Origin of the sequence: Bauldia sp., assembly GCA_037200845.1 — a bacterium.
Classification (GTDB): Bacteria; Pseudomonadota; Alphaproteobacteria; order Rhizobiales; family Kaistiaceae; genus DASZQY01.
This window is the reverse complement of sequence record JBBCGQ010000001.1, coordinates 2837325-2860789: the sequence shown is the minus strand read 5'-3', so window position 1 is coordinate 2860789 and position 23465 is coordinate 2837325. Positions and strand designations below refer to the sequence as shown.

At 67.0% G+C, this 23465-nt stretch carries 25 protein-coding genes and 1 tRNA gene; 10 read left to right on the top strand and 16 right to left on the bottom strand.

The features are described 5' to 3' along the window. The first annotated feature begins 204 nt into the window (after positions 1-204). The gene (locus WDM94_14305; GenBank protein MEJ0013758.1) at positions 205-1260 is read left to right on the top strand and encodes a beta-eliminating lyase-related protein; all 1056 of its coding nucleotides are present in this window, start codon (positions 205-207) and stop codon (positions 1258-1260) included. A gap of 17 nt (positions 1261-1277) precedes the next feature. On the opposite strand, the gene WDM94_14300 is transcribed toward WDM94_14305, so the two are convergent. Together WDM94_14300 and WDM94_14295 are read right to left on the bottom strand one after the other, a co-directional pair. After that, positions 1278-1475 (bottom strand): hypothetical protein, encoded by a 198-nt coding sequence (locus WDM94_14300; GenBank protein MEJ0013757.1) that lies wholly within the window; start codon positions 1473-1475, stop codon positions 1278-1280. A gap of 145 nt (positions 1476-1620) precedes the next feature. After that, complete coding sequence (locus tag WDM94_14295; GenBank protein ID MEJ0013756.1) at positions 1621-2085, bottom strand: Hsp20 family protein; 465 nt, start codon at positions 2083-2085, stop codon at positions 1621-1623. Positions 2086-2471: 386 nt separating this feature from the next. Between WDM94_14295 and WDM94_14290 the strand changes: the two genes are divergently transcribed. After that, complete coding sequence (locus WDM94_14290; GenBank protein ID MEJ0013755.1) at positions 2472-3413, top strand: alpha/beta hydrolase; 942 nt, start codon at positions 2472-2474, stop codon at positions 3411-3413. A gap of 187 nt (positions 3414-3600) precedes the next feature. Here WDM94_14290 and hisN read toward each other — a convergent pair whose 3' ends face one another. Further along, the gene (hisN, locus tag WDM94_14285; GenBank protein MEJ0013754.1) at positions 3601-4383 is read right to left on the bottom strand and encodes a histidinol-phosphatase; all 783 of its coding nucleotides are present in this window, start codon (positions 4381-4383) and stop codon (positions 3601-3603) included. A gap of 267 nt (positions 4384-4650) precedes the next feature. Further along, positions 4651-5541: an N-formylglutamate amidohydrolase gene (locus tag WDM94_14280; protein ID MEJ0013753.1), complete on the bottom strand. Its 891-nt coding sequence runs from the start codon at positions 5539-5541 to the stop codon at positions 4651-4653. A 147-nt stretch (positions 5542-5688) separates the two neighbouring features. On the opposite strand from WDM94_14280, the gene WDM94_14275 reads away from it, so the two are divergent. Then, positions 5689-6048 (top strand): response regulator, encoded by a 360-nt coding sequence (locus WDM94_14275; GenBank protein ID MEJ0013752.1) that lies wholly within the window; start codon positions 5689-5691, stop codon positions 6046-6048. Here WDM94_14275 and WDM94_14270 read toward each other — a convergent pair. Further along, a complete protein-coding gene (locus WDM94_14270) occupies positions 6005-6697 on the bottom strand; it encodes a sulfotransferase family 2 domain-containing protein (GenBank protein MEJ0013751.1) in 693 nt (230 codons plus the stop codon). The genes WDM94_14275 and WDM94_14270 overlap by 44 nt on opposite strands. Positions 6698-6892: 195 nt before the next feature. Here WDM94_14270 and WDM94_14265 point away from each other — a divergent pair. Then, positions 6893-6967: transfer RNA gene (locus WDM94_14265), tRNA-Val, on the top strand. A gap of 19 nt (positions 6968-6986) precedes the next feature. Here the strand turns inward: WDM94_14265 and WDM94_14260 are convergent. The 4 genes from WDM94_14260 to WDM94_14245 form a co-directional block, all read right to left on the bottom strand. Then, on the bottom strand, positions 6987-7256 hold the full coding sequence (locus tag WDM94_14260) for a hypothetical protein (GenBank protein ID MEJ0013750.1): 270 nt from the start codon (positions 7254-7256) through the stop codon (positions 6987-6989). 68 nt (positions 7257-7324) lie between these two features. Further along, positions 7325-8113 carry a sulfotransferase domain-containing protein gene (locus WDM94_14255; protein MEJ0013749.1) on the bottom strand — a complete coding sequence of 263 codons (789 nt, stop codon included), beginning with the start codon at positions 8111-8113 and terminating at the stop codon, positions 7325-7327. A gap of 168 nt (positions 8114-8281) precedes the next feature. Continuing rightward, entirely contained in the window at positions 8282-9709 is a 1428-nt protein-coding gene (locus WDM94_14250; GenBank protein MEJ0013748.1) for a gamma-aminobutyraldehyde dehydrogenase, read from the bottom strand. Positions 9710-9797: 88 nt separating this feature from the next. Further along, positions 9798-10598, bottom strand: coding sequence for an ABC transporter permease (locus WDM94_14245; protein MEJ0013747.1), 801 nt, complete (start codon positions 10596-10598; stop codon positions 9798-9800). A gap of 191 nt (positions 10599-10789) precedes the next feature. Here WDM94_14245 and WDM94_14240 point away from each other — a divergent pair, with 191 nt between their 5' ends. After that, on the top strand, positions 10790-11167 hold the full coding sequence (locus WDM94_14240) for an endonuclease domain-containing protein (GenBank protein MEJ0013746.1): 378 nt from the start codon (positions 10790-10792) through the stop codon (positions 11165-11167). Between the two features lie 106 nt (positions 11168-11273). On the opposite strand, the gene WDM94_14235 is transcribed toward WDM94_14240, so the two are convergent. From WDM94_14235 to WDM94_14225, 3 genes are read right to left on the bottom strand one after another with little or no spacing between them, the layout of a single operon-like run. Then, positions 11274-12179: an ABC transporter permease gene (locus tag WDM94_14235; protein ID MEJ0013745.1), complete on the bottom strand. Its 906-nt coding sequence runs from the start codon at positions 12177-12179 to the stop codon at positions 11274-11276. A 38-nt stretch (positions 12180-12217) separates the two neighbouring features. Continuing rightward, positions 12218-13237, bottom strand: coding sequence for an ABC transporter ATP-binding protein (locus WDM94_14230; GenBank protein MEJ0013744.1), 1020 nt, complete (start codon positions 13235-13237; stop codon positions 12218-12220). 47 nt (positions 13238-13284) lie between these two features. Continuing rightward, positions 13285-14442 (bottom strand): ABC transporter substrate-binding protein, encoded by a 1158-nt coding sequence (locus WDM94_14225; GenBank protein ID MEJ0013743.1) that lies wholly within the window; start codon positions 14440-14442, stop codon positions 13285-13287. 240 nt (positions 14443-14682) lie between these two features. Between WDM94_14225 and ykgO the strand changes: the two genes are divergently transcribed. From ykgO to WDM94_14210, 3 genes are all read left to right on the top strand, one after another. Then, positions 14683-14808, top strand: coding sequence for a type B 50S ribosomal protein L36 (ykgO, locus tag WDM94_14220; GenBank protein ID MEJ0013742.1), 126 nt, complete (start codon positions 14683-14685; stop codon positions 14806-14808). Between the two features lie 63 nt (positions 14809-14871). Next, positions 14872-15540: a tetratricopeptide repeat protein gene (locus WDM94_14215; protein MEJ0013741.1), complete on the top strand. Its 669-nt coding sequence runs from the start codon at positions 14872-14874 to the stop codon at positions 15538-15540. 59 nt (positions 15541-15599) lie between these two features. Further along, positions 15600-16181 (top strand): tetratricopeptide repeat protein, encoded by a 582-nt coding sequence (locus WDM94_14210; GenBank protein ID MEJ0013740.1) that lies wholly within the window; start codon positions 15600-15602, stop codon positions 16179-16181. A 6-nt stretch (positions 16182-16187) separates the two neighbouring features. Here the strand turns inward: WDM94_14210 and pyk are convergent, their stop codons facing one another. Continuing rightward, positions 16188-17615: a pyruvate kinase gene (pyk, locus tag WDM94_14205; protein ID MEJ0013739.1), complete on the bottom strand. Its 1428-nt coding sequence runs from the start codon at positions 17613-17615 to the stop codon at positions 16188-16190. Continuing rightward, a complete protein-coding gene (locus WDM94_14200; protein MEJ0013738.1) occupies positions 17615-18019 on the bottom strand; it encodes a DUF1036 domain-containing protein in 405 nt (134 codons plus the stop codon). The genes pyk and WDM94_14200 overlap by 1 nt, the downstream gene beginning before the upstream one ends. Before the next feature lie 382 nt (positions 18020-18401). On the opposite strand from WDM94_14200, the gene WDM94_14195 reads away from it, so the two are divergent. Beyond that, entirely contained in the window at positions 18402-19193 is a 792-nt protein-coding gene (locus tag WDM94_14195; GenBank protein MEJ0013737.1) for an N-formylglutamate amidohydrolase, read from the top strand. Positions 19194-19302: 109 nt separating this feature from the next. Further along, a complete protein-coding gene (locus WDM94_14190; GenBank protein ID MEJ0013736.1) occupies positions 19303-19581 on the top strand; it encodes a DUF2312 domain-containing protein in 279 nt (92 codons plus the stop codon). A 150-nt stretch (positions 19582-19731) separates the two neighbouring features. Here WDM94_14190 and WDM94_14185 read toward each other — a convergent pair whose 3' ends face one another. Together WDM94_14185 and WDM94_14180 are read right to left on the bottom strand one after the other, a co-directional pair. Then, positions 19732-21450 (bottom strand): DUF882 domain-containing protein, encoded by a 1719-nt coding sequence (locus WDM94_14185; protein MEJ0013735.1) that lies wholly within the window; start codon positions 21448-21450, stop codon positions 19732-19734. A gap of 268 nt (positions 21451-21718) precedes the next feature. Further along, complete coding sequence (locus WDM94_14180; GenBank protein MEJ0013734.1) at positions 21719-23452, bottom strand: L,D-transpeptidase family protein; 1734 nt, start codon at positions 23450-23452, stop codon at positions 21719-21721. Positions 23453-23465: the final 13 nt, after the last annotated feature.

Here is a 23465-nt window from a genome sequence, read left to right as displayed (position 1 = left end):
GGACAGTGATCCTGTCCTATTTAGACTTGTATGACAGATTTCAAACACGTCATCAAGCGTCCTTGGCATTGTTCTTATCATGGCGGCGGTCCAGATCGCTGATCTGCAATGTTTGGACCAGCCTTTGCGCAACAATCTTGCGCGGTCGCGATATGGTCATTCGGCCGCCTTGCGCCTTGCGGCGGCTCCCGCCAGAACGGCGCCATGATCTTTGCAAGCGACAACTGGTCGGGCGCCTCCGAGCCCGTCATCACCGCCCTCGCCGAAGCCGCCCGCAAGGGCGGGCCTGCCTACGGCAGCGACGAGCTTACCAAATCGGTCGAGAAGCGCTTCGCCGATCTCTTCGAGCACGAGGTGGCGGTGTTCCTGGTGGCGAGCGGCACGGTCGCCAATGCGCTGTCGCTGTCGGCCTATGCCCGCCCGGGCGGGCTCGTCTTCTGCCACCACGAGGCGCACATCATGGTCGATGAAGCGGGGGCGCTGCCCTTCTTCAGCGGCGGGATGCAGCTTGTCGGCGTCGATGCGGAAGCCGGCAAGATCGCGCCCGATACGCTGATCGAGCGGATGGCGGCCTTCCGCGAGGGCGACACCCACCAGGGCCAGCCGGTGGCGCTCAACATCACCAACATCACGGAGCTCGGCGCGGTGTACACGCCGGCCGAGGTCGCTGCACTGGCCAAGGTCGCCAAATCGCGCGGCATGGCGCTGCACATGGACGGCGCGCGCTTCGCCAACGCCATCGCGGCGCTCGATGTTTCGCCGGCCGAGCTGACGTGGAAGACGGGCGTCGATGTGCTCTCCTTCGGCGGCACCAAGAATGGCTGCGTTGCCGCCGAGGCGATCGTCTTCTTCAACCCGGCGCATGCCCGCGATGTCGGCTACGCGCGCCAGCGGGCCGGGCAGGGGTTCTCCAAAAACTGGTTCATCGCGGCGCAGCTCGACGCCTACCTCCGCAACGACCACTGGCTGAAGCTCGCGCGCCAGTCGAATGCGATGGCGGCGAGGCTTGCCGCCGCGCTGTCGTCGTCAACGCGCGCGCGGCTGGCGTTCCAGCCGGCGGGCAACGAGGTTTTCGCGATTCTGGAGAATGGGTTGGACGAGAAACTTCGCGCGGCAGGTGCGCAGTATTATCCGTGGGTGCCGTCGAGCCTGCCGCTGGCGGAGCGTCCCGGCGCCGGCGAGACGATGGCGCGGATGGTGACGAGCTGGCAGACGACGGCGGCCGAGGTCGATCGGTTTGCGGCGCTGCTGGAGTCGTAGCAGCGCCGCTTTTGAAGCTACTTTCCCTGAGCCTTACCCTTGGCTTCAGCGAACTCGGCGAACTGTTTCAAGGTCACGCCAAACCACTTCTTTCCGCCTTTTTGGCCCCAGAGAATCCCGCTTGGTTTCACTCGAAGGTGTCCGACCACTTTGCTCGAAGCATCGACTATTTCGAAATCCTCAAATTTCTTAGGTCGAAATGCGTTGACGGACATTTTCTCGATCCCTGTATTTAACAACCTTTGGTTGGCTCGTCATCGATACAACGCGGCGTCCAAGGTGCCAATTAAAAAGACAAAGGGCGCTCACCCTTTCGGGGAGCGCCCTCTGCTACGTCAGGTCACGGATGCCCGTGGGAGGTCAGGCAGCAACCTGATCGATCTGCTTGGCACCGGCCTTGTTGCCGTTGCCGATCGTAATCGTCCGCGGCTTCTTCGCGTCCGGAATGACGCGGACGAGGTCGACGTGCAGGAGGCCGTTCTCAAGGTTGGCGCCCTTCACCTCGACGTAGTCGGCGAGCTGGAAGCGTCGCTCGAAGGCGCGCGCGCCGATGCCGCGGTAGAGGAATTCGGATTCCTTCTTCTCGGTCTCCGTTTTCTTCTCGCCCTTGACGGTGAGCGTGTTCTCTTTCGCCTCAAGGGTGAGGTCAGCCTCGCCGAAGCCGGCTACCGCCATGGTGATGCGATAGGCGTCCTCGCCGGTGCGCTCGATGTTGTAGGGCGGATAGGTCTGCGCTTCGCCGCCGAGATTGGAGTCGAGCAGGTTGAAGAGGCGGTCGAAACCGACGGTGGAACGATAGAAGGGGGTGAGATCAAAAGTACGCATGGATAGTCCTCCGTAGAGCAACTGTTGCGATCAGGAACCAACGCCAGCCCGCCGCTTGGCCGAGCCTCTGGTCCGGTTCCGCGGGCCCCGACCGGGCGCCCGCAGGAGAGGAGATAGGTACGGCTCCGGCGCCCTTCAAGCCCCCGGAAATCCGCCATTTTCGCCGCCTGAATTGAATATGAACGGCGCCTTCGGGTTCGGTTCAGGCGCACTTTGGCAAGGTGGCGCCGTGCTGAAGGGCTGAGGGAATGCCCCCAACCAGTTCCAGCACAGATCCGGTGCCGAACCCCGCCCCCCTCCGGCACCGGGCTTAATGCCGGCGGCGCTCCCCCGAGCGCCGCCGGTTTCATTTGAGCCGCACCCCCGGCTCGTCTATCAGGGCCGCCATGGAGCTTTTCGCGATTGACGGCAACCCGGTGCCCGACGGCGCTATCGTCGGCACCGTCATCGCCGCCGACGGCGTGCGGCTGCGCTTCGCGCGCTGGCGCGCGGCGACGCGCCGCGCCCAGGGCACGATCTGCCTGCTGCAGGGGCGGAGCGAGACGATCGAGAAATATTTCGAGACAATCACCGACCTGCGCAACCGCGGCTTCGCGGTCGCGACGCTCGACTGGCGCGGGCAGGGCGGATCGGAACGGCGGCTGCGCGACCCGCAGAAGGCGCACGTCGATTCGTTCGCCGAATACGACCGCGACCTCGAAGCTTTCATGCAGCAGGTCGTGCTGCCCGACTGCGCGCCGCCGTACTTTGCGCTGGCGCATTCGACCGGCGGCATGATCGCGCTCCGCGCCGCGCACTCCAACCGCGCGCGTTTCGCGCGCATGGTGCTGTTGTCGCCGCTGATCGATTTCGGCCCGACCAATCCGCCGCCGCCGTTCGCCGAATGGTTTGCCGCGACGATGACGGCGATCGGCCTCGGCGAACTCGATGCGCCGGGCCAGGCGCGCGAGACGATGATCAACACGCCGTTCGACGGCAACAAATTCACCCTCGATCCGGTGCGCTACCGCCGCAGCTACGATCTCGTCACCAAGGTGCCGCAGGTTTTCGTTCGCGGCCCGACCTACGCCTGGATCTACGCCGCCTTCCGCTCGATGGCCGAGCTTGCCGATCCGGCCTACGCCGCGGCCATCCGCGTGCCGACGCTCGCCATCGTCGGCGCGCTCGACCGCATCGTCTCGGTGACGGCGGTGGAGCGATTCATCTCCAACATGCGGGCCGGCGGGCAGGTCGTCATCAAGGGCGCCGAGCACGAGCTGCTGGTGGAGCGCGACGTCATCCGCGAGCAGGTGTTCGCGGCGTTCGATGCATTCGTGCCGGGGTCGTGAACCCGGCTGTGATGTCGTTCCCAACCGCACTCTGATGTCGTCCCCGCGAAGGCGGGGACCCAGTAAACACTGGCCGCGCAGGTCGGACGCGTTTGGTGCACAGATCGCGCGCGACCATGGCCGCCGGCGTTTACTGGATCCCCGCCTTCGCGGGGATGACAGCGGTGGTGTTGCGCCGTCGGTGTGCTTACGCGCTGAGCATCGCCAGCGCCGCCTGGTGCACGCGCGGATCGCCGCTCGCCACCACCCGCCCGCCGCCGGCTGCCGGGCCGTTCTCCCATGTCGTGACGCGGCCGCCGGCGCCTTCGATGATCGGGATCAGTGCGCAGATGTCGTAAGTCTGCAGCCCGGCCTCGACGACGAGGTCGGCGTTGCCGGCCGCGACCATGCAATAGGCGTAACAGTCGGAGCCGTAGCGCGGCATGCGCACCGCGGCCTCGACGCGATCGTAGGCGGCGCGGTCGGCGCCCTTGAACAGCGCCGGCGTCGTGGTGAAGAGGGAGACCTCGGCGAGCGAGGAGCACGGGCGCGTCTTCAGCGCGCGGGCGCCGCCGGGGCCGGTGTACCAGGCGCGCGTGCCGTCGCCAGCGAAGCGCTCGCCGGTGAAGGGCTGCGCCATCATGCCGAGGACCGGCTTGCCGCGCCGCGTCAGCCCGATCAGCGTGCCCCACGTCGGCAGGCCGGTGATGAAGGAGCGCGTGCCGTCGATCGGGTCGAGCACCCAGACGAACTCCGCATCGTCGCGCTCGCTGCCGAATTCTTCGCCGACGATGCCGTGCGCGGGGTAGGTCGCGTTGATGAGGGTACGCATCGCCTGTTCGGCGTTGCGGTCGGCGATGGTCACCGGATCGAAGCGCGCGGTCTCCTTGTTCTCGACGCGCGCCGCCATGCGGAAGTGGGGCATGATCGCCTCGGCGGCGACGTCGGCCAGGCGGTCGAGGAAGGCGGGGAGGGCGTCGGTGTCGGTCATTTTCCGGTGCTGTGCCCGCGGCGCCACACGTTCGAAACCGTACGCTGGCGGGCCGAAAGGCCAGCAATGCTGTCGCTTTTCCGAGGTTCGCCCCTCATCTCGCCCCGCGTCATTCTGTCCACCGTCAAACCCGCAGCCCCTCTTGCTTTTGTGCAGTGCATTGTAGGATTATTGCAGTGCGGCAGTGATGCCGCATGCCCTCCTTGGGCGTTTCCTCCCTAGACTTGGGCCGCCTCGCCCCCGCGAGCGGCCCTTTTTCTTTTTGGGCTACTCCGCCGCTTCCGGCCGCGCGAGGAAACCGTCGTCGAAGGCGGCGGTCAGCGCCGCGATCAGGCGGGCGAGATCGGCGGCAAGCGCATCGAAGCGCGCCGTCTTGGCCAGCGTCCGCTCGTCCATGTAGAGGTTGCGGTTGAACTCGATCTGCACCGCGTGCAGGCCGCGCGCCGGCTGGCCGTAGTGCTCGGTGATGAAGCCGCCGGCGTAGGGCTTGTTGCGGCTGACCGAATATCCGAGCCCCGAGAGAATGCGCGCGGCGAAGTCGGTGAGTTCGCTGGCGCAACTCGTGCCGTAACGGTCGCCGAGCACGATGTCGGGGCGCAGGCGTCCATGCATGCCGCGCACGGTCGACGGCATCGAATGGCAGTCGAGAAGCACAGCGACACCGAACACGGCGCGCGTATCGAGCACCATCTGGCGCAGCGCGCGATGGTAGGGCTTGTAGACCGCGTCGATGCGGGCAAGCGCGTCGCTCACCTCGAGCGGGCGGGCGTAGATTTCCTCGCTCTCGGAGACGATGCGCGCGATCGTGCCGAGGCCGCCGGCGACGCGCACCGAGCGCACGTTGGCGTAGGTCGGCAGCGAGCCGGCAAACATCTTCGGGTCAAGCTCGTAGGGCTCGCGGTTCACGTCCAGCCAGGCGCGCGGAAAATTCGCTTTGAGCAGCGGACAGCCGAGCGCGGCGGCGGGCGCCACCAGGTCGTCGACGTAGGAGTCTTCCGAGCGGCGGATCGCCTTCTCGTCGAGGCGCGAGGCGGCGAGGAAATCGTCGCGGTAGCAGCAGCCCGAGTGGGGCGAGTTCAGCACCACCGGGAGGCGCTGCTCGGCAGGCATGACGATCTCGAACGGAGGCTTGCCGGCAAACGCGGCGGAGGGCTGCATTGGCAGATGTTGCCAACATCCTCCGGGAGTGTCCACAGAAGAGAAACGTGACTTTTCCGCGCTGTTCACGCGATCTTTACTCGGGTAGGAATAATCGCTGCGGCCGCTGTTTGCGCCACGCGTCCACGAGGATCGCCCGTACCCGCGATGACACGTATCCTGCTTGCCGAAGACGACACCGACATGCGCCGCTTCCTGGTAAAGGCGCTGCAGAACGCCGGGCACGACGTCGTCGCCTTCGATAACGGACGCAGCGCCTACGAACGCATCCGCGAGGAGCCGTTCACGCTGCTGCTCACCGATATCGTCATGCCGGAGATGGACGGGATCGAGCTTGCGCGCCGCGCGACCGAACTCGATCCGGACCTCAAGGTGATGTTCATTACCGGGTTCGCGGCGGTGGCGCTCAACCCGGATTCCAACGCTCCGAAGGACGCCAAGGTCCTGTCGAAGCCGTTTCACCTCAAGGATCTGGTGAACGAAGTCCAGAAGCTGATCGCGGCCTGACGGCCGCCGCGTTCTGCAAAAACGCGTAGTCGGCGGCGTAGCGCTGCGCGACCATGGCGCGCAGATCCAGTCCTTCAATCGACCGGGGATCGAGCGCCGGTCCGTCCCGTCGCAGACGTGGCAGTTCGATTTTCCTCCCGGCGCCTCTACTGAGAAAATCCTCAAGGTCCGTCAGCTGATCGACGCGAAAGAGGCGATCGTAGTAGGCGGGATCGTCGCCCAGAAAATAGACCTGCGGATTGGTGTGATGCTCGATCGCGGGAATCTTCCGGTACTCGGTCAGATTCTCGACGAAGGCCCGAAAGTTCGGCAGGGCCGGCAACCGCGCATCGACCGCGTGCTGCTGCATGAGCGACGTCTTGGTCTCGCGATAAAAAAGAACGCGATTCCGATATGCTGAAATCAGCCGCTGCCACGGGTCGCGAACGATCGCGATCTTGGTTACGCCGAGTGGGAGCGACGTAATGGGCGTGAACGGCCCCGCCGGTCCGTAGAACGACCAAAGCTCAACCTTGATCCCGTTCACGACCATATCGCGATACGGAAAGCCGTTGTCGATTTCGAACAGACACGCGCGCATCGAGGTGCACGCGTTCTTCGGCACCGGAAAATAGACGAGGTTGAGTGTCTTCGAAAAGCAGGGCGCCATGCTGGGCAGTCAACGATCTCAGGTACGTCCGGGTTAGTAGCCGCTCCGCCTTCGTTTGTAGAGACGACCGATTGTAGCCTGTGCGGTTTCCGGGCACTGCCCGAGCGCCGCCGCCGCGGTGCTATCCTGGTGCGTTCGATATTCCCGGGCTTGCTGCGGCCGCGCTTGGCCGATATATCGGGCTCCGGAAGTGATGGGCGCGTAGCTCAGCGGGAGAGCACACCCTTGACATGGGTGGGGTCACAGGTTCAATCCCTGTCGCGCCCACCATCCCTTCCGGATCAATAACTTAGCGGGACTTTCGCACCGGCCGCTTGGCCGCCTTGCGGACCACGGTCTTGGCCTTGGCAGCAACCTTCTTCCTGGTGCCGGCGGCGGCCTTCGAGGCAGCCTTCTTGGCCTTGGGCATGACAGCCTTCATGCGGCGCTCGGCGGACTTGGCGCCGGCAGCGACGGCGCGCTTGGCGCCCTTCACGACTTCGTCGGTCTGATGCGGTGCCAGCAGGCGCGCGACACCGGCGGCGGCAACCGCGCCCAGAACTGCTCTTGTGATACCCATGGGACTACCCTCCAGATTATCGGAACTTCCGCGCGTCAACGCGGCGAGGTCGCGATTGGTTCCGGAAGTCAGGCGTAGCCGTGGCGGCGCATGGTATCGCCGACCTCGGCCAGCGCCAATTCGCGGATCGCCGCGTAATCCGGCGCCGGCAGCGCGTCGGCCGACACGCCGGTGACGACGTTCAGCTCGCGGCGCGGCGGCACGAGGCTCCCCGTCCGCTGGCCGAGCAGGGCGTCGAAGCCGACGACGGTTCGCTCATAGGCGCTGCTCAGCGCATCGTAGCGGACGACCTTCAGCCGGCCGCCGCGGGTCTTGGCGACTTCCGTCCAGCCGTCGACGTGGTTGGCCCAGCGGTGCAGCAAACTGCGCGTCTGCTTCTGCTGGTAGCGCATCATCATGCCTTCCGGCTCGGCGGCGGCGAATTCCAGCGCGGTCGGGCGGCGCGGCCCCTCGTGCCACGAGCAGGCGGCAACCAGGCGCCAGAACGAGATCATCACATCGACCGGGTCGCGGTGGATGTAGAACACGGCGACATGCTTCAGGACATCGTCGAGGACGCCGTCGAAGAAATCGACGGCGTGATGCGACTTGATCACGGACGGCGTGGCGTGGCTGCCGACCTTCTCCAGCACGGCGGCGACCGCCGGCGGGTCGAAATAATTGATGTTCAACTGCGGCTGATCGAAATTGAGGAACGGGCCGCGCGGGTAGCCGTAGGCCGCCACGATCGCATTCATCAGGAAATGGGTGCCCGACCGCTCATGGCTGACGACCAGCACGCTCGGGCGCGCCGGCGCGTCTACCTTGGCGGTGTGGGGCGCCAGGTCCTGCAATGACCTGACCGAGGAGTCGCGCAATAGCATCCTATTCGCCGGCTGAGACGCGTCCTCCCGCGCGCCAACGAATCTGTCACGATGCTGAAGCCCGATCCCTACGCCGACAAGCTTAGACGGCGTCGCATCTTCTTCACGTTTTCGTGCGGCCGCTCCGCGGCGCGCGCTACCGCAGCGTGCGGCCGGCAATCGTCAGGCGAGCTTCGCCATGATGTGGCGGGCTACGGTGTAGTCCTCCAGCGCGTAGAGGCTCATGTCCTTGCCGTAGCCGGACTGCTTGAGGCCGCCGTGCGGCATCTCGTTGGTCAGCATGAAGTGGCAGTTGATCCACGTGCAGCCGTACTGCAGCCGCGCCGCGACCGCCATCGCCTTGCCGACGTCCTTAGTCCAGACGGAAGAGGCGAGGCCGTACTCGGAGTCGTTCGCCCAGGTGACGGCATCTTCCGGGTCGGAGAAGCGTGTCACCGAGACGACCGGGCCGAAGACTTCCTTCTGCACGATCTCGTCGCCCTGGCCGGCGCCGGCGACCACCGTCGGCACGTAGTAGAAGCCGGGGCCGCCGGCGACCTTGCCGCCGGTCGCGATCTCGACCTGCTTGTTCTGCACGGCGCGCTCGACGAAGCCGGCGACGCGTTCGCGCTGCTTGGCCGAAATCAGCGGCCCGATCTCGTTCTTGCTGTCGTCGGGCAGGTCGTAGGCAATCGTGGCGACGGCGGAGGAGAGGTCGGCGACGAGATTGTCGTAGACCTTGGCGCCGGCGTAGATGCGGCAGGCGGCGGTGCAATCCTGGCCGGAGTTGGCGTAGCCGAAGACGCGGACGCCTTCGACGACGGCGTCGATATCGGCATCGTCGAACACGATCACCGGCGCCTTGCCGCCAAGCTCGAGGTGCGTGCGCTTGATCGACTTCTGCGCCGCGGCCAGCACCTTCCGGCCGGTGGCGATCGAGCCGGTCAATGAGATCATCGCGACCCTGGGGTGATTGATCAGCGCGTCGCCGACGCTGGCGCCGCGCCCGACGACGATGTTGAGCACGCCCTCGGGCAGCACCTCGGCGGCGATCTTGGCGAGCCGCAGCGTGGTCAGCGGCGTCTGCTCGCTGGGCTTCAGGATCATGGTGTTGCCTGCCGCGAGCGCGGGCGCCAGCTTCCACGCCGCCATCATCAGCGGATAGTTCCACGGCGCGATCGAGGCGACGACGCCGATCGGATCGCGGCGGACGAACGAGGTGAAGCCCGGCAGGTATTCGCCGGCCGCCAGCGCCGGCATGACGCGGCAGGCGCCGGCGAAGAAGCGGATGACGTCGATGATCGCCGGCGTCTCGTCGCGCGTCACGGTGTGGCGCGGCTTGCCGCAGTTCAGCGCCTCGAGGTCGGCGATCTCCTGCTCGGCCGCGGCGATGGCGTCGGCGAGCTTCATCAGGTAGCCGGCGCGCTCCGCTGGCGTGGTGCGCGACCATTTGACGAAGGCCTTGGCCGCCGCCTCGACCGCGTCATTCACCTGCGCCGTCGATGCCTCGGGGATGGAGACGATGACCTTGCCGGTGCGCGGGTTGATCACCGGCTCCTCCGGCCCGGTGCCTTTCACGAAGCGCGATCCGATCAGCATCTCGGTGTTCATGGGAGATTCTCCTCTTCTGGATCCCTGCCGGAGCTTGTCCTCGGGCCGGCGGAAGGCCGGACCCGGGGGCGGGGATGACGCTCACGCGTCATTTCCCGCTGCCCGCGGTCTGCTCGCCGCCCTGCGTCAGGTAGTAGGCGGCGAGGATCGGCAGGAACGTGATGATGATGACGAAAACCGCGACGACATTGGTCACCGGCCGCTGGCGCGGGCGCACCAGCTCGGTCAGCATCCAGATCGGCAGCGTCGTCTGCTGGCCGGCGGTGAAGGTCGTGACGATGACCTCGTCGAACGATAGCGCGAAGGCGAGCATGCCGCCGGCGAGCAAGGCGGTCGCGATATTGGGCAGCACGATGCGGGCGAAGGTCTGGAAGCCGTCGGCGCCGAGATCCATCGAGGCTTCGACCAGCGATGGCGACAGGCGGCGGAAGCGGGCGACGGCATTGTTGTAGACGACGACGATGCAGAACGTCGCGTGGCCGGCGACGATGGTCCAGAACGAGAAGGGCACATCGGCCAGATCGAAGGCGGCGCGCAGCGATATGCCGGTGACGATGCCGGGCAGCGCAATCGGCAGCACGAACAGCAGCGAGATCGAGTCGCGCCCGAAGAAGCGCGACCGCGCCAGCGCCGCCGCGGCGAGGGTGCCGAGCAGCAGCGCCGCGATGGTCGCGCAGGTGGCGACCATCGCCGAGAGGCGGAGCGCGGCGAAGACATCGTCGCGCTGCCAGGCGACGCCGAACCATTTCAGCGTGTAACCCGGCGGCGGAAACTGGAACGAGCGGTCCTCGCTGGTGAAGGCGTAGAGCAGGATGAAGGCGAGCGGGACGTAGATGAACAACAGCCCGGCGCCGGCTGCTAGTTTCAGGCCGAGAGAGGCGCGGTTCATGGCAGCGTGACCCAACGCTTCGCGTGGATGCGCCGGCGGTGACCCCACCCACCGGCCTGCGGCCGGTCCCCCCTCCCCGTTCCGGGGAGGGATAAGCGGAGTTCTGTTCGCGCGAGGAGTGCAACATACTCCAATCCCTCCCCGGGACGGGGAGGGGGGACCACGCGCAGCGTGGTAGGTGGGGACTCTCGATGGCGAACAGGCAAGCCCGCCGTCTGCGTAAGGCTATGACGCCGCAGGAAGTCGCACTGTGGATTCACCTCCGCGCCTGGCGAAAGGAACGCGGTGTCCACTTTCGGCGGCAGGTTCCGCGTCTCGGCTATATTCTCGATTTCGCGTGTCTGCCGGCGCGACTTGCCGTTGAAGTGGACGGAGGCCAACACGGCGGGCCGCGCGATATTGCGCGTGACCAGCGGCTGCACGACGCCGGCTTCCGCGTTTTGCGATTCTGGAACAACGATGTCGACGACAACATCGAGGGCGTCCTGCAGGCCATTCTTGACGCGCTGGCGGAGACCCCACCCAGCGGCATTCGGCCGGTCCCCCCTCCCCGAAACGGGGAGGGATAAGCGGAGTCTCGTTGCGGCGGCACACTCCAATCCCTCCCCGGCACGGGGAGGGGGGACCACGCGAAGCGTGGTGGGTGGGGTCCGCTGTACATTGTACAGCGTCTGCTCACAGCGCATCGAACGCCCCCATGCGCTTCGCGATGGTGAGCAGCACGCCCATGATGACGATCGGCACCACGGAGAACGCCGCCGCCAGCGGGATATTCCCGGCGGTGCCCTGCTGGATGTAGACGACCTGCCCGAGGATGAGCGACGACGGCCCGACGATCTCCGGCACGATGTAGTCGCCGAGGGTCAGCGAGAAGGTGAAGATCCCGCCGGCGACCACGCCGGGCAGCGCCAGCGGCAGGATCACCTTACGGAAGGTCTGGCCGGGGCTGGCGCCGAGATCGCCGGACGCCTCGATCAGCGACAGCGGCACGCGCTCCAGCGCCGCCTGCACCGGCAGGATCATGTACGGGAGCCAGAGGTAGAGGAACACCAGCACCATGCCGATGTAGCTGGTCGACAGAGACGGGCCGCCGACGGTGGGCAGGGCGAGGATGCCGTCGAGGATCCACGAGGCATGCAGTTGCTCGAAGACCCAGCCGATGACGCCTTCTTTCGCCAGCAGCAGCTTCCACGCGTAGACCTTGACCAGGTAGCTCGACCACAGCGGCATGAGGATCGCGACGTAGAACGCCGCCTTCATGCGGCCGCGGGCGTAGCGCGCCGCGTAGTAGGCGATGGGGAAGGCGACGAGGACCGCTAGCAGCGTGACCACGGCGGAGACGGTCGCGGTGCGGACGATGACGTCGAAATTCGCCGGCTGGAAAAGCTGGGCGTAGGTGGAAAGCGTCGGCTGGCGGACGACGACGCCGGAGAAATCGTCGATGGAGAAGAAACTCTCGGCGAGCAGCGCGAAGAGCGAGCCGAGGTAGACGACGCCCAGCCACAATAGCGGCGGCACGAGCAGCAGCAGAAGATAGAAGCCGTGGCGGGCGACCAGTATGTCCGAGATGCGGCGGACGATGCCGTCGCGCGGCGCGCCGATGTCGATGGCGGCGACGCTCACGGCCCGTCCATCAGGTGGAGCGCGGAGCGCGGGAAGGCGAGGCGGACGCGGCCGCCGGGCGTTGCGGTGCCTCCGGCCGAGGCGCTGACGGCGGCGACCAGCGGGCCGGCATCGGTGTTCACTTCTATGCGGCGCATGGCGCCATGATAGAGGACCTCGCCGACGGTGCCTTCGACGATGACCGCATCGGCCGGCGTCGAGTCGCCGGCGAGCGCGATTTTCTCAGGGCGCAGGCTCGCGGCGCGCGCCGTGCCGATCCACGCGCCGGTGGTCGCCGGTTCGATGACGTTGGAGCCGCCGACGAAGTCGGCGACGAAGCGGGTGCGCGGGCGCTCGTAGACGTCCTCCGGCGAGCCGACCTGGATGATGCTGCCCTCGTTGAAGACGGCGACGCGGTCGGCCATCGACAGCGCCTCGCCCTGGTCGTGGGTAACGAAGACGAAGGTGAGGCTGAGGGTGCGGTGCAGGCCCTTCAATTCGCCCTGCATCTCCTCGCGGAGCTTCAGATCGAGGGCGCCGAGCGGCTCGTCGAGCAGCAGCACCTTCGGCCGCACGACCAGCGCGCGGGCGAGCGCGACGCGCTGGCGCTGGCCGCCGGAAAGCTGAGCCGGGCGGCGTTCTTCCATGCCCGCCAGCTTCACCAGCGCGAGGGCTTCGCGGCCGAGCTTCTCGCGCTCGCCGCGCGCCATGCCGCGGATGGCGAGGCCGTAGCAGACGTTGGCAAGCACATTCATGTGCGGGAAGAGGGCGTAGTCCTGGAAGACGGTGTTGACCGGCCGGCGGTAGGCGGGGACGCCCGCGACCGGCTCGCCGAAGATCGCGATTGCGCCCGCCGTCGGCTGCTCGAAGCCGGCGATGAGGCGGAGGCACGTCGTCTTGCCGGAGCCGGAGGGTCCGAGCATGGCGAAGAATTCGCCCGGCGCGATGTCGAGGTCGAGATTGTCGACCGCCTTCACCGGGCCGAAGTGGCGGGCGACGCCGGAAAAGGAAACGGCGGCGGGCGCGTTGGTGCTCATTAGAGAAGCATAGCCCGCCGCCGGATTTTTGGCGTTACGCCATCGGCCTATTGTCCCCCGACGATCGCGACCCAGTCGGTCGCCCAGCGCGAGTAGGGGACGCAGGTGCCCTGGTCGCACTTGGCGACCGGCGTCTTCCAGAACGCGAGCTTGTCGAAGTTGTCGACGCCATTCGCCGCGCAACCGGAGTCGGTCAGCAGCGCGTTGCCCTTGCACGCGGCGGGCACCACCGGCACCGAGCCGAACCAGTAAGCGACGTCGCCCTGCACCTTCGGCTGCAGCGAATGCTCCATCCAGAGGTAGGCGCAGTTCGGATGCGGCGCCTTGGCGTGCATCATCGTGGTGTCGGACCAGCCGGTGGAACCTTCGTCCGGGATGACCGAGGCGATCGGCTGCTTGTTGGCGATCAGCAGGTTCGCCTGGTACGGCCACGAGGTCGCGGCGACCACGCCCTCGTTGGTGAAGTCGTCCACCTGCTGGGTCGCGTCATGCCAATAGCGCTGGACCAGCGGGTGCTGGGCGCGCAGCAGATCGGTCGCGGCCTTGTACTGGGCTTCCGTCAGCTCGTACGGATCCTTGATGCCGAGCTCAGGATTTTTCTTGGCGAGGTAGAGCGCGGCGTCGGCGATGTAGATCGGGCCGCCGTAATCCTGGATGCGGCCCTTGTTGGGCTTGCCGTCCGGGAAGTCCTGTGCCTCGAAAACCGTGCTCCACGACGTCGGCGCTTCCTTGAAGACGTTCGTGTTGTACATCAGCACATTCGGCCCCCACTGGTAGGGCACGCCGTAGTGCTTGCTGTCGATCGTATACCAGGCGCCATTCTGCAGGCGCTCGTCGACGTTCTTGAAACTCGGGATGAGATCGAGATTCACCGCCTGCACGGTGTTGCCGGCGATGAGGCGCAGGCTGGCGTCGCCGGACGCGGTGGCGAGATCGATGCCGCCGCCGTTCATCAGCGTCACCATCTCGTCGGAAGTGCCGGCGATCTTGACGTTGACTTTGCAGCCGGTCTCCGTCTCGAAATCCGTGACCCAATCGACCGTCTTGTCGCTGTCGCCGCGTTCGATGTAGCCGGCCCACGCGACGATATCGACCTCGCCCTCGCCGGGACCGACCTTGGTCATCTCAGCGGCGTTCACCGGAATTGCCCACGCGAACGACAGGGCGACCACGCTGGCGGTCGCCATCCTCATGACATTACGCATGTATTGTCTCCCTCTCCGCCGGCCGGAGAATTTCTGGAATGTTCTCCTAAAGACCGGGGTGACTGCGGCAAAGTGTGCCCCGGCGCCCTACGCTCTGCAATACACAAACGAGGCAGACCTTGGGCAAACCGGGGCTTTGCGACTTATCTTGACACCCCGGCGCGACCTCCATATTTTCCGCGCCAATCGAGGCGCGGGCATTTTCCCGCGCCCTTCCATTTCCAGCACTTGTTGGCCCCGATGAAGATCCGCAACTCGCTCCGTTCGCTCCGCGCGCGCCACCGTGGCAACCGCCTCGTCCGCCGCAAGGGCCGGGTCTACATCATCAACAAGACCAACCGCCGCTTTAAGGCGCGCCAGGGCTAAGGCCGTCGGTGGCTCTTTGGGCTGGTTTTGACGGGCCGGGGTAGCCGGCCTATCTTTCTCTCCATGCGGATTCCCGTCGCGGTCCTCGCCGCCACGCTTGCCTTCGGCTTCCTGCCGGGGAGGGTGGTGCTCGCCGCCGATCCACCCAAGGAAGACGGCCGCGTCGGCGATCCGGCGCCCGCTGCCACCGACACTACTTCTACCGCCAGCGCCCGCGAGGCGCCGCAGGACGCGAAGAAGCCGACGCGCGCCGAGCAGCTCGACTCGCTGTTCGAGCTGCTGCGCACCGCCAAGGACGAGGCCTCCGCCCAATCCACCGAAGCCATGATCGCCGAGCTGTGGCTGAAGTCCGGCAGCGACACCGTCGACCTGCTGATGGAGTGGGCGCAGCAGGCGGTGAAGGACAAGAACTATCCGCTCGCGCTCGACTACCTTGACCGCATCCTGACGCTGAAGCCGGACTACGTCGAAGGCTGGAACACGCGGGCGACGGTCTATTACCTTCGCGAAGACTACGGCCGCGCGCTTGCCGACATCGAGGAGACGCTGAAGCTCGAGCCGCGCCACTTCGGCGCGCTGACCGGCCTCGGCACGATTCTGCGCGAGGTCGGCGAGGACAAGCGGGCGCTGGAAGTCTACCGCAAGGTCATCGTCCTCGATCCGCATCTCGAGACCGTGCAGAAGCAGATCGACGAGCTTTCCGGCAAGGGCGTCGACGGCCGGAACCTCTAGCCGGTAACGCTCGTTTGTTTTGACGCCGGTTCCGCGTTCCTTAGCCTGGAGGCATGGGAATGAGAGCGCAGATCGCCGCCGCCTTCCTTCTGGTTTTCGTCGCCACGACCGCATTGGCCGCCGCGCCATCGACCGACGCTCCAGCCACCGCAACGGACGGCAAGGCCGCGCATCTCGATGCGCTGTTTGCCGAGCTGCATGCGGCGCCTTCGGTCGAGCAGGGCAAGGTCGTTGAAGGACAGATCGTCGACGAGTGGCTGCAGTCGGGCGATCCCGAAATCGATCTGCTGATGCGCAAGGCGATGGTCGCCATGGGGACCGGCGTGCTCAACCAGGCCTTCGGTTATCTCGACCAGGTCATCGCGCGCGACCCGAACTACGTCGAAGGCTGGAACAAGCGCGCCACCGTTTATTATATGATCGACGCCTACGACAAATCGCTGGCCGACATCCAGAAGACGCTGCAACTCGAGCCGCGCCATTTCGGCGCGCTCGCCGGGCTCGGCATGATCATGATCAAGCTCGGCGACAAGCAGCGCGCGCTGGAGGCCTTCGAGCGCGCCTACCAGGTCGATCCGGTGATCAACAACGGCAAGGAAGTGATCGAGGAACTCAAGGACGAGATCAGCAAGGCGCTCTGATCGCCTTCAACTGTTGCTCGATCCGACCTTGGCGATGCGCAGCATGTTGGTCGCGCCGGGGGTGCCGAGCGGCAGGCCGGCGGTGATGATGATGCGCTCGCCGGGCTTGGCGAAGCCCTCGCTCTCGGCGATCTCGCAGGCGCGATCGACCATGCCGTCGACGTCGTCGCGCTCCTCTCCGACCACGCAGTGCAGCCCCCATACGATCGACAGGCGCCGCGCCGTCGCCTCGACCGGCGACATGGCGACGATCGGCGTCGTCGGCCGCTCGCGGGCGGCGCGCATGGCGGTGCCGCCCTTGGCGGTGAACGAGCAGATGGCGGCGAGGCTCAGGGTCTCCGCGATCTGGCGGGCGGCGGCCGAGATGGCGTCCTCGCCGGTCGCTTCCGGTTCGGTGCGCTGGGCGCGCAGGATCTGGATGTAATAGGGGTCGCGTTCCACCTCGGTGGCGATGCGGTCCATCGTGGCGACCGCCTCGGCCGGGTAGGCGCCCGAGGCCGACTCGGCCGACAGCATGATCGCGTCGGCGCCTTCGAAGACGGCGGTGGCGACGTCGGAAACTTCGGCGCGGGTCGGCGTCGGCGCGCTGATCATCGATTCCAGCATCTGCGTCGCTACGACCACCGGCTTGCCGGCGCGGCGGGCGGCGCGGGTGATCTGCTTCTGGATGCCGGGCACGCGTTCGAGCGGCATCTCGACGCCGAGGTCGCCGCGGGCGACCATCAGCGCGTCGCTGGCGACAATGATCTCGGTCAGCCGCTCGACCGCCTGCGGCTTCTCGATCTTGGCGAGGATGCCGGCGCGGCCCTTGACGATCTCGCGCACCTCGAGCACGTCCTCGGGCCGCTGGATGAACGACAGCGCGATCCAGTCGACGCCGGCGGCGAGCGCCGCGTCGAGGTCGAGGCGATCCTTCGGCGTCAGCGCCTTGGTGTCGATAGTCGTATCGGGAACGCTGACGCCTTTGCGGTTGGACAGCACGGTGCCGACCTCGACGGTGGCGAGCGCGCTGGTCGGCGTGCAGGCGACAACGCGCAGGCGCACCTTGCCGTCGTCGAGCAGCAGGCGGTGGCCGGGCTTGAGGGCGCCGAGGATTTCGGGGTGGGGCAGCTCGACGCGCTCGGCGGTGCCGGGCGTCGGGTCGGAGTCCAGCGTGAACATCTGGCCGGGGGTGAGGATCACCGAGCGATCGGCGAAGGCGCCGATGCGCAGCTTCGGTCCCTGCAGGTCGGCAAGGATGCCGATCGGGCGGCCGTTCTCGCTCTCGACCTCACGGATGGTGCCGACCAGGCGGCGCATCATCTCATGGTCGGTGTGACTCATGTTGATGCGGAAAACGTCGGCGCCGGCGCGGAACAGGTTGTTGATCGTCGCCTTATCGGACGACGAGGGGCCAAGCGTCGCCAGAATCTTTACCTTGCGCGTACGTCGCATCAGCCGCCCGTTCCCGTGCTGGCGCTGCTCTGACCGGGTTCGGTCAGTTGCACGGTCCAGCTCTTCTGTTCCCCGGTGTCGACTTCGAAGAAGCCGGAGCGCTCATAGCCGCGCGCCACGCAATCCTCGATGCCGCGGATCGTGAACATCTTGTCGCGCGTGCACATAGCGGCTTTGCCACCCCAAACGCCACCCTGATCATAGTCCACGGCGTAGATGTAATAGAAGCGCGACACGAGCGCACCGGCGACCAGGGTCTCGCAGCTATCCTTGCCGACGTTCCACCAGCCTTCGGTGATCCACTGGTTGTTCTCCTTATAGCCGATGGCGACGCCGACGCGGCTGATCGTGCGATTGCACAGGCGCAGGCCGCGGGCCGAGGCGTCCGACTGGCCGCCGGACACGCCTACCGTGTCGCTGGTGCCGGAGAGCAGCCGCGCCTGGGCCTGGTCCTTGCCGCCGGAAGCCTGCAGCCACCAGAAGACCAGCGCGCCGAGGATGACGACGATGCCGACGGCGCCGATGACGACCGCCTGCCGGTACCATGATGCTTGGGTGATCGGTCGCCTGGCCACGGAACGGGGATACTTCCAATCGCTTTCCGGTTGAAACGGCGCAGCAAACGGCCGGCACCCTTATGACGCGGCAGCCGCGCCCTCGTCAACGCGAGGGGCACGGCCGCGCCGTCCGTTCTCCAGTCGCCGGGGAAGGCGGCGGCATCATGGCTTGGCGCACCGGGCGCCGATGATACAGTCAGCCGCGATGGAGCAGGGGGCGAGCGGGGCGATGGAACGGGCGGGGGAGACGTACCCGGCGTTCACCGTCGTCGAAGGCGATCCGGCGTCGGGGTTGCTGCTCCTCTGCGATCACGCCGAGAACCGGCTGCCGCCGGAATACGGCGACCTCGGCCTGCCGGCCGGCGAATTCCGGCGCCACATCGCCTACGATCCCGGCGCCGCGGCGGTGACACGCGGGCTGGCGGCGGCGCTCGGCGTGCCGGCGGTGCTATCGACCTTCTCGCGCCTGCTCATCGATCCGAACCGCGGCGACGACGATCCGACCCTGATCATGCGGCTCTCCGACGGCGCCGTCGTGCCGGGCAACGCCGGCGTCGATGAGGCCGAGCGCCAGCGCCGCATCGCGCGCTTCCACCGGCCGTATCATGCGGCGATCGAGGCGGCGATCGACCGGGCTATGGCGAGCGGCGTCGTGCCGGCGCTTTTCTCGGTCCACTCGTTCACGCCGGTGTGGCGGGGTGTGCCGCGGCCGTGGCAGGTGGGCATCCTGTGGGACCTCGATCCGCGCCTGGCGGTTCCGTTCATCGATGCGCTGCGCGCCGACCCCGGGCTCATCGTCGGCGACAACGAGCCCTACGCCGGCGCGCTCGGCGGCGACACGATGTACCGCCATGCGACGCAGCGGGGCCTCGCGCATGCGCTGATCGAGGTGCGCCAGGACCTCATCGCGGACGATGCCGGCGTGGCGGACTGGACGGCGCGGCTGGCGGCGATTCTGGCGATCCTCAACCGCGACCCGGCAATTCACAAAGTCCAGCATTTCGGCTCGAAATCCGACTGATTTTCGCTGGCGGTGGAACCGGTGGAGAAGCCCGGCGCGCGCTTGACCCTCGGGGGTGCGAGGGGCTTCAAACGGTCCATTGCAGCCAGCGCATTTTCACGAGGTTCCGATGGACGCCGCCGTCAACAACAATCCCGCTTCCTTCGCCAAGGACCAGCTCCGCTCGATCGTCGAGCGCATCGAGCGGCTGGAGGAAGAGAAGGCAGCGCTGTCGGAGGACATCAAGGAAGTCTACGCCGAGGCCAAGGGCAACGGCTTCGACACCAAGATTCTCCGCACCGTCGTGCGCCTCAGGAAACAGGACTCCAGCGAGCGCGCCGAGCAGGAGGCGCTGCTTGATCTCTACATGCACGCGCTGGGCATGGTGGTCGCCGAGGCGGCGGAGTAGGTCCCACCCACCCCGCTCATCCCCGCGAAAGCGGGGATCTGCATAGAGGGCGCACAGTCCGCGCGTCCCAAGCCACACCGATTTCGCGCATGCTTGGATCCCCGCTTTCGTGGGGATGAGCGGAGGGGGTGAGGAAGGAAGCGGAGTGCCTTACCGGATCGAAGCGATCAGCGGCTCGGCCTCGAGATCGACCATCTTCGGCTGCTGGACGAGTGCGCCCGAGAAGCGGTCGGTGCGGAGGTCGGTATAGGCCGTCCGCGAGAAGCCGGCGCCGAAGGTCACGGCCGGCTTGTCGAACAGGCCCGGCGTCTGGCCGAAGTCGGGCATGGTGAGCAGGGCGTAACCCTTCTGGCGGGTCGATTGCGGCGCCATCCACATGCGCAGGCCCTGCGTGTCGAGCGAGGTCATGGTCAGGTCGGGAGCGTCCATGCGCGGGCGGGCAACCGGGCGGATCGCGGCGACGCGCACGCCGACATCGTCCGGACGCGGGCGAAGCTGGGGCAGGGGCACGCCGCCGAAGGCGCTGGCGACCTTCGGGCGGACGGCGCCGGTAAGCGGCATCGGCTCGGCTTCGGCGTAGGCCATGACGCGCGGCACCGTCGGCACCGGCGCGTTGCTCGAACGCAGCACGGCGGTGGTGATAGCCTCGGCGCGCAGCGGACGGCTCACGTCGATGGTGGCGACGACCGCGGTCGGCGGGATCGGCAGCGAGGCGCCGCGGCGAAGCTGGTCACGCTCGGCCATCGCCTTGGCGAGCGCGGCGGGCACCGCCGGCGACGACCAGTCCTGCGGCGAGCCGAAGTCGAATTCGGGGTTCAGCGTGTTGGCGCGCGGCGCGAGCGCCGCGAGCGCGACGAAGGTCGGCTTTGCCGTCTCGACCGGCGCCGGGGCGGCGGCCGCAGCGGCGATAATGACCGGCGCGATGGCGTCGCGGCGCGGGGCGAGGCGCGGCAGCGGGATCGCCGTGGTGCCGTAGGCGGCAGCGGCGACCGCGACAGCCTTGCGGACCGGAGCGGCGGGGGCCGCATCGTCGATACTGTCGTCCTCGTCATCCGCCGCGTCGGCGGAGGCGAGCTGGATCGGCGCGGCGTTGGCGACCGGGTTCTTGACCGGCTTGGCTGCCTCGGCGGTGGCGACGGCGAAGGTCGCGACGGCGCCGCCGGCGGCCTTGCGCGCCTTGTACTCGGCGAGCGCCTCGGCGTAGCCCGGCAGCGGCTTGCCATCGGCGGGAATGTAGAGGGTGCGGCCGTTCGGGAAGATCTGCACGAGCTGCTGGCGCGTCATGCGCGGCCAGTGGCGCACCGAGCCGGTGTCCATGTGGACGAAGGGCGAGCCCGAAGTCGGGTAGAAGCCGACGCCGCCGGTCTGCATCTGCAGGCCGATCTGGCGGAGCTTGGCCAGGGGCACGTCGGGGATGAAGAAATCCATCGCCTTGCCCTGCATGTGCAGGCTGTTCTCGGCGACGCCCTTCGAACGGCGGCGGAGCATGCCGTTGGTTTCCGGCGAGCGGAAGCCGCACACGACGTGGATGAAGTCCTGCGAGCCCGACGCGCGGTAGACCTGATAGATCAGGTCGAACAGGTGCGGGTCCATGTTGGTCGGGCGATCCTTCCGCCAGTCGCGGAGGAATTCGTTCAGCGCCTGCAAGCCGGCGCGATCGTAGACGCCGCCACGCTTGAAGACGAACGTGCCCTTTTCCTGGGTATGGATGTTGTAGAGCTTGAGGGAGAGGACTTCGGGGGTCGCGTCGGTGTGGACGACGGCAAAACTGGCAAGGGCGAGGCCGAGGGCGAGGCTTATGGCGCGCGATTTCAGGCGGCCCGCAAACGAGCGCCCCCTACGCCATCCCTGGTGAAGTCCCCCGAGCAATATACCCGCCGTCCCCTAACCCGAACCGCCCACGCCCACAGGAACCCGTATTGTCGGAGCGCTAGGTTAACGCTCCTTTACCAACTCCCTACGCCCGCCGCAGCGCGCTCCCCTGCCTTAAATATCAGGGAGACCGCCGAATAAGGACGGATGATGGCAAATAGAAGGCTGATTCGGGAAGCGATTTTCTCAATAAGGTCCGGGAGCTATTCGGGTTTCCACCGAATCTTCCGGCCTTTCCTGCGCCTTTGAGGGATTAACCAAGCCCTCAAAGACCCATCATCTGCTTCATGTGCTTGTCGTGGCCGTAGACGTCGTTGCGCATCTGGAGCGTGCCGGCGTCGTCGATCCAGGCCGTGAAGTACGTGATGTTGACCGGGATGTGGTGGGTGAGGGCGACCGAGGTTTCCTTGCCGCCGACCAGCGACTTCAACTGCGAAACCGAGACGTTCGGGTCGTCCTGGAGGAGGGCGGCGGCGAAGTCCCACGGGTTCTGCACGCGCATGCAGCCGTGGCTCAGCGCGCGGTAGTCGCGGGCAAAGAAGCTCTTCGACGGCGTGTCGTGCAGGTAGACGGCGTAGGGGTTCGGGAACAGGAACTTGATCGAGCCCAGGGCATTGTCGTCGCCCGGCGGCTGCTTGATCTGGACGCGGCGCATGTCGATCGTCGACCAGTCGATCTGGGTCGGGTCGACCGGCCGGAAGCTGCCGTCGAGATTGGCGAACACCTGGTAGCCGCGAAGCGCGCCGCCACCGCCGGCCTGCAGCTTGGGCAGCATCTCCTTGACCGCGATCGAGGCCGGGACGTTCCAGGTCGGGTTGACCACGGCCGTCTCGATCTCGTCGGAGAACACGGGCGTCTGCTTGTCGGTCTGGCCGACAACGATGCGCGTCGTGTAGCTGATCTTGCCGCCGCGGTAGATGTCGAGGTTGAAGTTCGGGATGTTCACGCGGACGTAGAACGGCCCGAGATCCTCCGGCATCCAGCGCCAGCGCTCCATGTTGACCAGAATGGTCGAAACCGGATCGGGCGGCGGCGTGTTCATCGCGGCGACCGTGCCCTTGCCGGCGGCGCCATCGGCCTTGATGCCCTTCGAGGTCTGGAAAGCCTTCACCGCCTCGACGACCGACTTGTCGTAAAGCTGGAGATCGTCGGTCGGGTCGGTCACCTTGAGGCGGGCGCGCAGGATGACGACGCGCGGATCCTTGACGCCAAGCTTCAACGTGGCGCCGTCCGGCACCTGGATCGGAATGTCGAGCGGCTGGTTGCGGACCTGATCGAGCTCTGCCTTCAGCGCCGCGAATTCCACGTGCTTGGGATCGTACGCCGTGAACGTCGCGAGCGGATCGGCAGCGGCCGTCATCGTCGTCAGCACGGCGAGCGGGTCGAGCAGGTGCGGGGCGTAGTCGAAGTTTTCGCTGACCGCGCCGGGATCGAGCTGGCCTGAGTGCAGGTGGCGGGCGTAGGTGACGATGGCGTCGGAAAGCTGCACGTCGGCTGCGGCGAGCTTGTCGGCCGGGGCCGGCTGCGCAGCACCCAACTGCATCATCGGCAGATTGTAGTTCGCCGGGTCGAGGCCTTCGCCGGCGGCCTGCCGGATAGCGGCAATGATCGACAGCGCCTGCGGCGTCAGCTTGCCGCCGGCAGTCCACAGCGAGGTGAAGCCGCGCTCGGCGTAGAACTCGGCCACAGCCGCCGCATCGCGCTTGTCGAGGAAGCTGCCCTGCGTGCCGGCGCTGACCAGCGCGGCGCGAATCGCTGCCGTCTCCGGGTCGAGGATGCTGTCGTAGATCGGGAACTGGGAGGCGAGCAGAACGTCAGGCGCGGCCGGCTTGGGCTTGGCGACCGCGACGGCGGCGGGCTTCGGTTTGGCGAGCGCAGGCTTCGGCAGGCCGAGGATCGGTGCGGCGGGGCGGGGCGGATCGAGCGGCGCCGCCGAGGCAGCGGCGATCGCCATCACCGAGACGCCCGCGAGGGCTACGGAAAGTGCGCGGAGAATCATAGCGGCGTGCCCT

Excerpts from the sequence above, each read along its gene's own strand:
- WDM94_14305 (MEJ0013758.1), top strand. The coding sequence starts at position 205 with ATGATCTTTGCAAGCGACAACTGGTCGGGCGCCTCCGAGCCCGTCATC.
- WDM94_14300 (MEJ0013757.1), bottom strand. The coding sequence starts at position 1,475 with ATGTCCGTCAACGCATTTCGACCTAAGAAATTTGAGGATTTCGAAATA.
- WDM94_14295 (MEJ0013756.1), bottom strand. The coding sequence starts at position 2,085 with ATGCGTACTTTTGATCTCACCCCCTTCTATCGTTCCACCGTCGGTTTC.
- WDM94_14290 (MEJ0013755.1), top strand. The coding sequence starts at position 2,472 with ATGGAGCTTTTCGCGATTGACGGCAACCCGGTGCCCGACGGCGCTATC.
- hisN (MEJ0013754.1), bottom strand. The coding sequence starts at position 4,383 with ATGACCGACACCGACGCCCTCCCCGCCTTCCTCGACCGCCTGGCCGAC.
- WDM94_14280 (MEJ0013753.1), bottom strand. The coding sequence starts at position 5,541 with ATGCAGCCCTCCGCCGCGTTTGCCGGCAAGCCTCCGTTCGAGATCGTC.
- WDM94_14275 (MEJ0013752.1), top strand. The coding sequence starts at position 5,689 with ATGACACGTATCCTGCTTGCCGAAGACGACACCGACATGCGCCGCTTC.
- WDM94_14270 (MEJ0013751.1), bottom strand. The coding sequence starts at position 6,697 with ATGGCGCCCTGCTTTTCGAAGACACTCAACCTCGTCTATTTTCCGGTG.
- WDM94_14260 (MEJ0013750.1), bottom strand. The coding sequence starts at position 7,256 with ATGGGTATCACAAGAGCAGTTCTGGGCGCGGTTGCCGCCGCCGGTGTC.
- WDM94_14250 (MEJ0013748.1), bottom strand. The coding sequence starts at position 9,709 with ATGAACACCGAGATGCTGATCGGATCGCGCTTCGTGAAAGGCACCGGG.
- WDM94_14245 (MEJ0013747.1), bottom strand. The coding sequence starts at position 10,598 with ATGAACCGCGCCTCTCTCGGCCTGAAACTAGCAGCCGGCGCCGGGCTG.
- WDM94_14240 (MEJ0013746.1), top strand. The coding sequence starts at position 10,790 with ATGGCGAACAGGCAAGCCCGCCGTCTGCGTAAGGCTATGACGCCGCAG.
- WDM94_14230 (MEJ0013744.1), bottom strand. The coding sequence starts at position 13,237 with ATGAGCACCAACGCGCCCGCCGCCGTTTCCTTTTCCGGCGTCGCCCGC.
- WDM94_14225 (MEJ0013743.1), bottom strand. The coding sequence starts at position 14,442 with ATGCGTAATGTCATGAGGATGGCGACCGCCAGCGTGGTCGCCCTGTCG.
- ykgO (MEJ0013742.1), top strand. The coding sequence starts at position 14,683 with ATGAAGATCCGCAACTCGCTCCGTTCGCTCCGCGCGCGCCACCGTGGC.
- WDM94_14215 (MEJ0013741.1), top strand. The coding sequence starts at position 14,872 with ATGCGGATTCCCGTCGCGGTCCTCGCCGCCACGCTTGCCTTCGGCTTC.
- WDM94_14210 (MEJ0013740.1), top strand. The coding sequence starts at position 15,600 with ATGAGAGCGCAGATCGCCGCCGCCTTCCTTCTGGTTTTCGTCGCCACG.
- pyk (MEJ0013739.1), bottom strand. The coding sequence starts at position 17,615 with ATGCGACGTACGCGCAAGGTAAAGATTCTGGCGACGCTTGGCCCCTCG.
- WDM94_14195 (MEJ0013737.1), top strand. The coding sequence starts at position 18,402 with ATGGAACGGGCGGGGGAGACGTACCCGGCGTTCACCGTCGTCGAAGGC.
- WDM94_14190 (MEJ0013736.1), top strand. The coding sequence starts at position 19,303 with ATGGACGCCGCCGTCAACAACAATCCCGCTTCCTTCGCCAAGGACCAG.
- WDM94_14180 (MEJ0013734.1), bottom strand. The coding sequence starts at position 23,452 with ATGATTCTCCGCGCACTTTCCGTAGCCCTCGCGGGCGTCTCGGTGATG.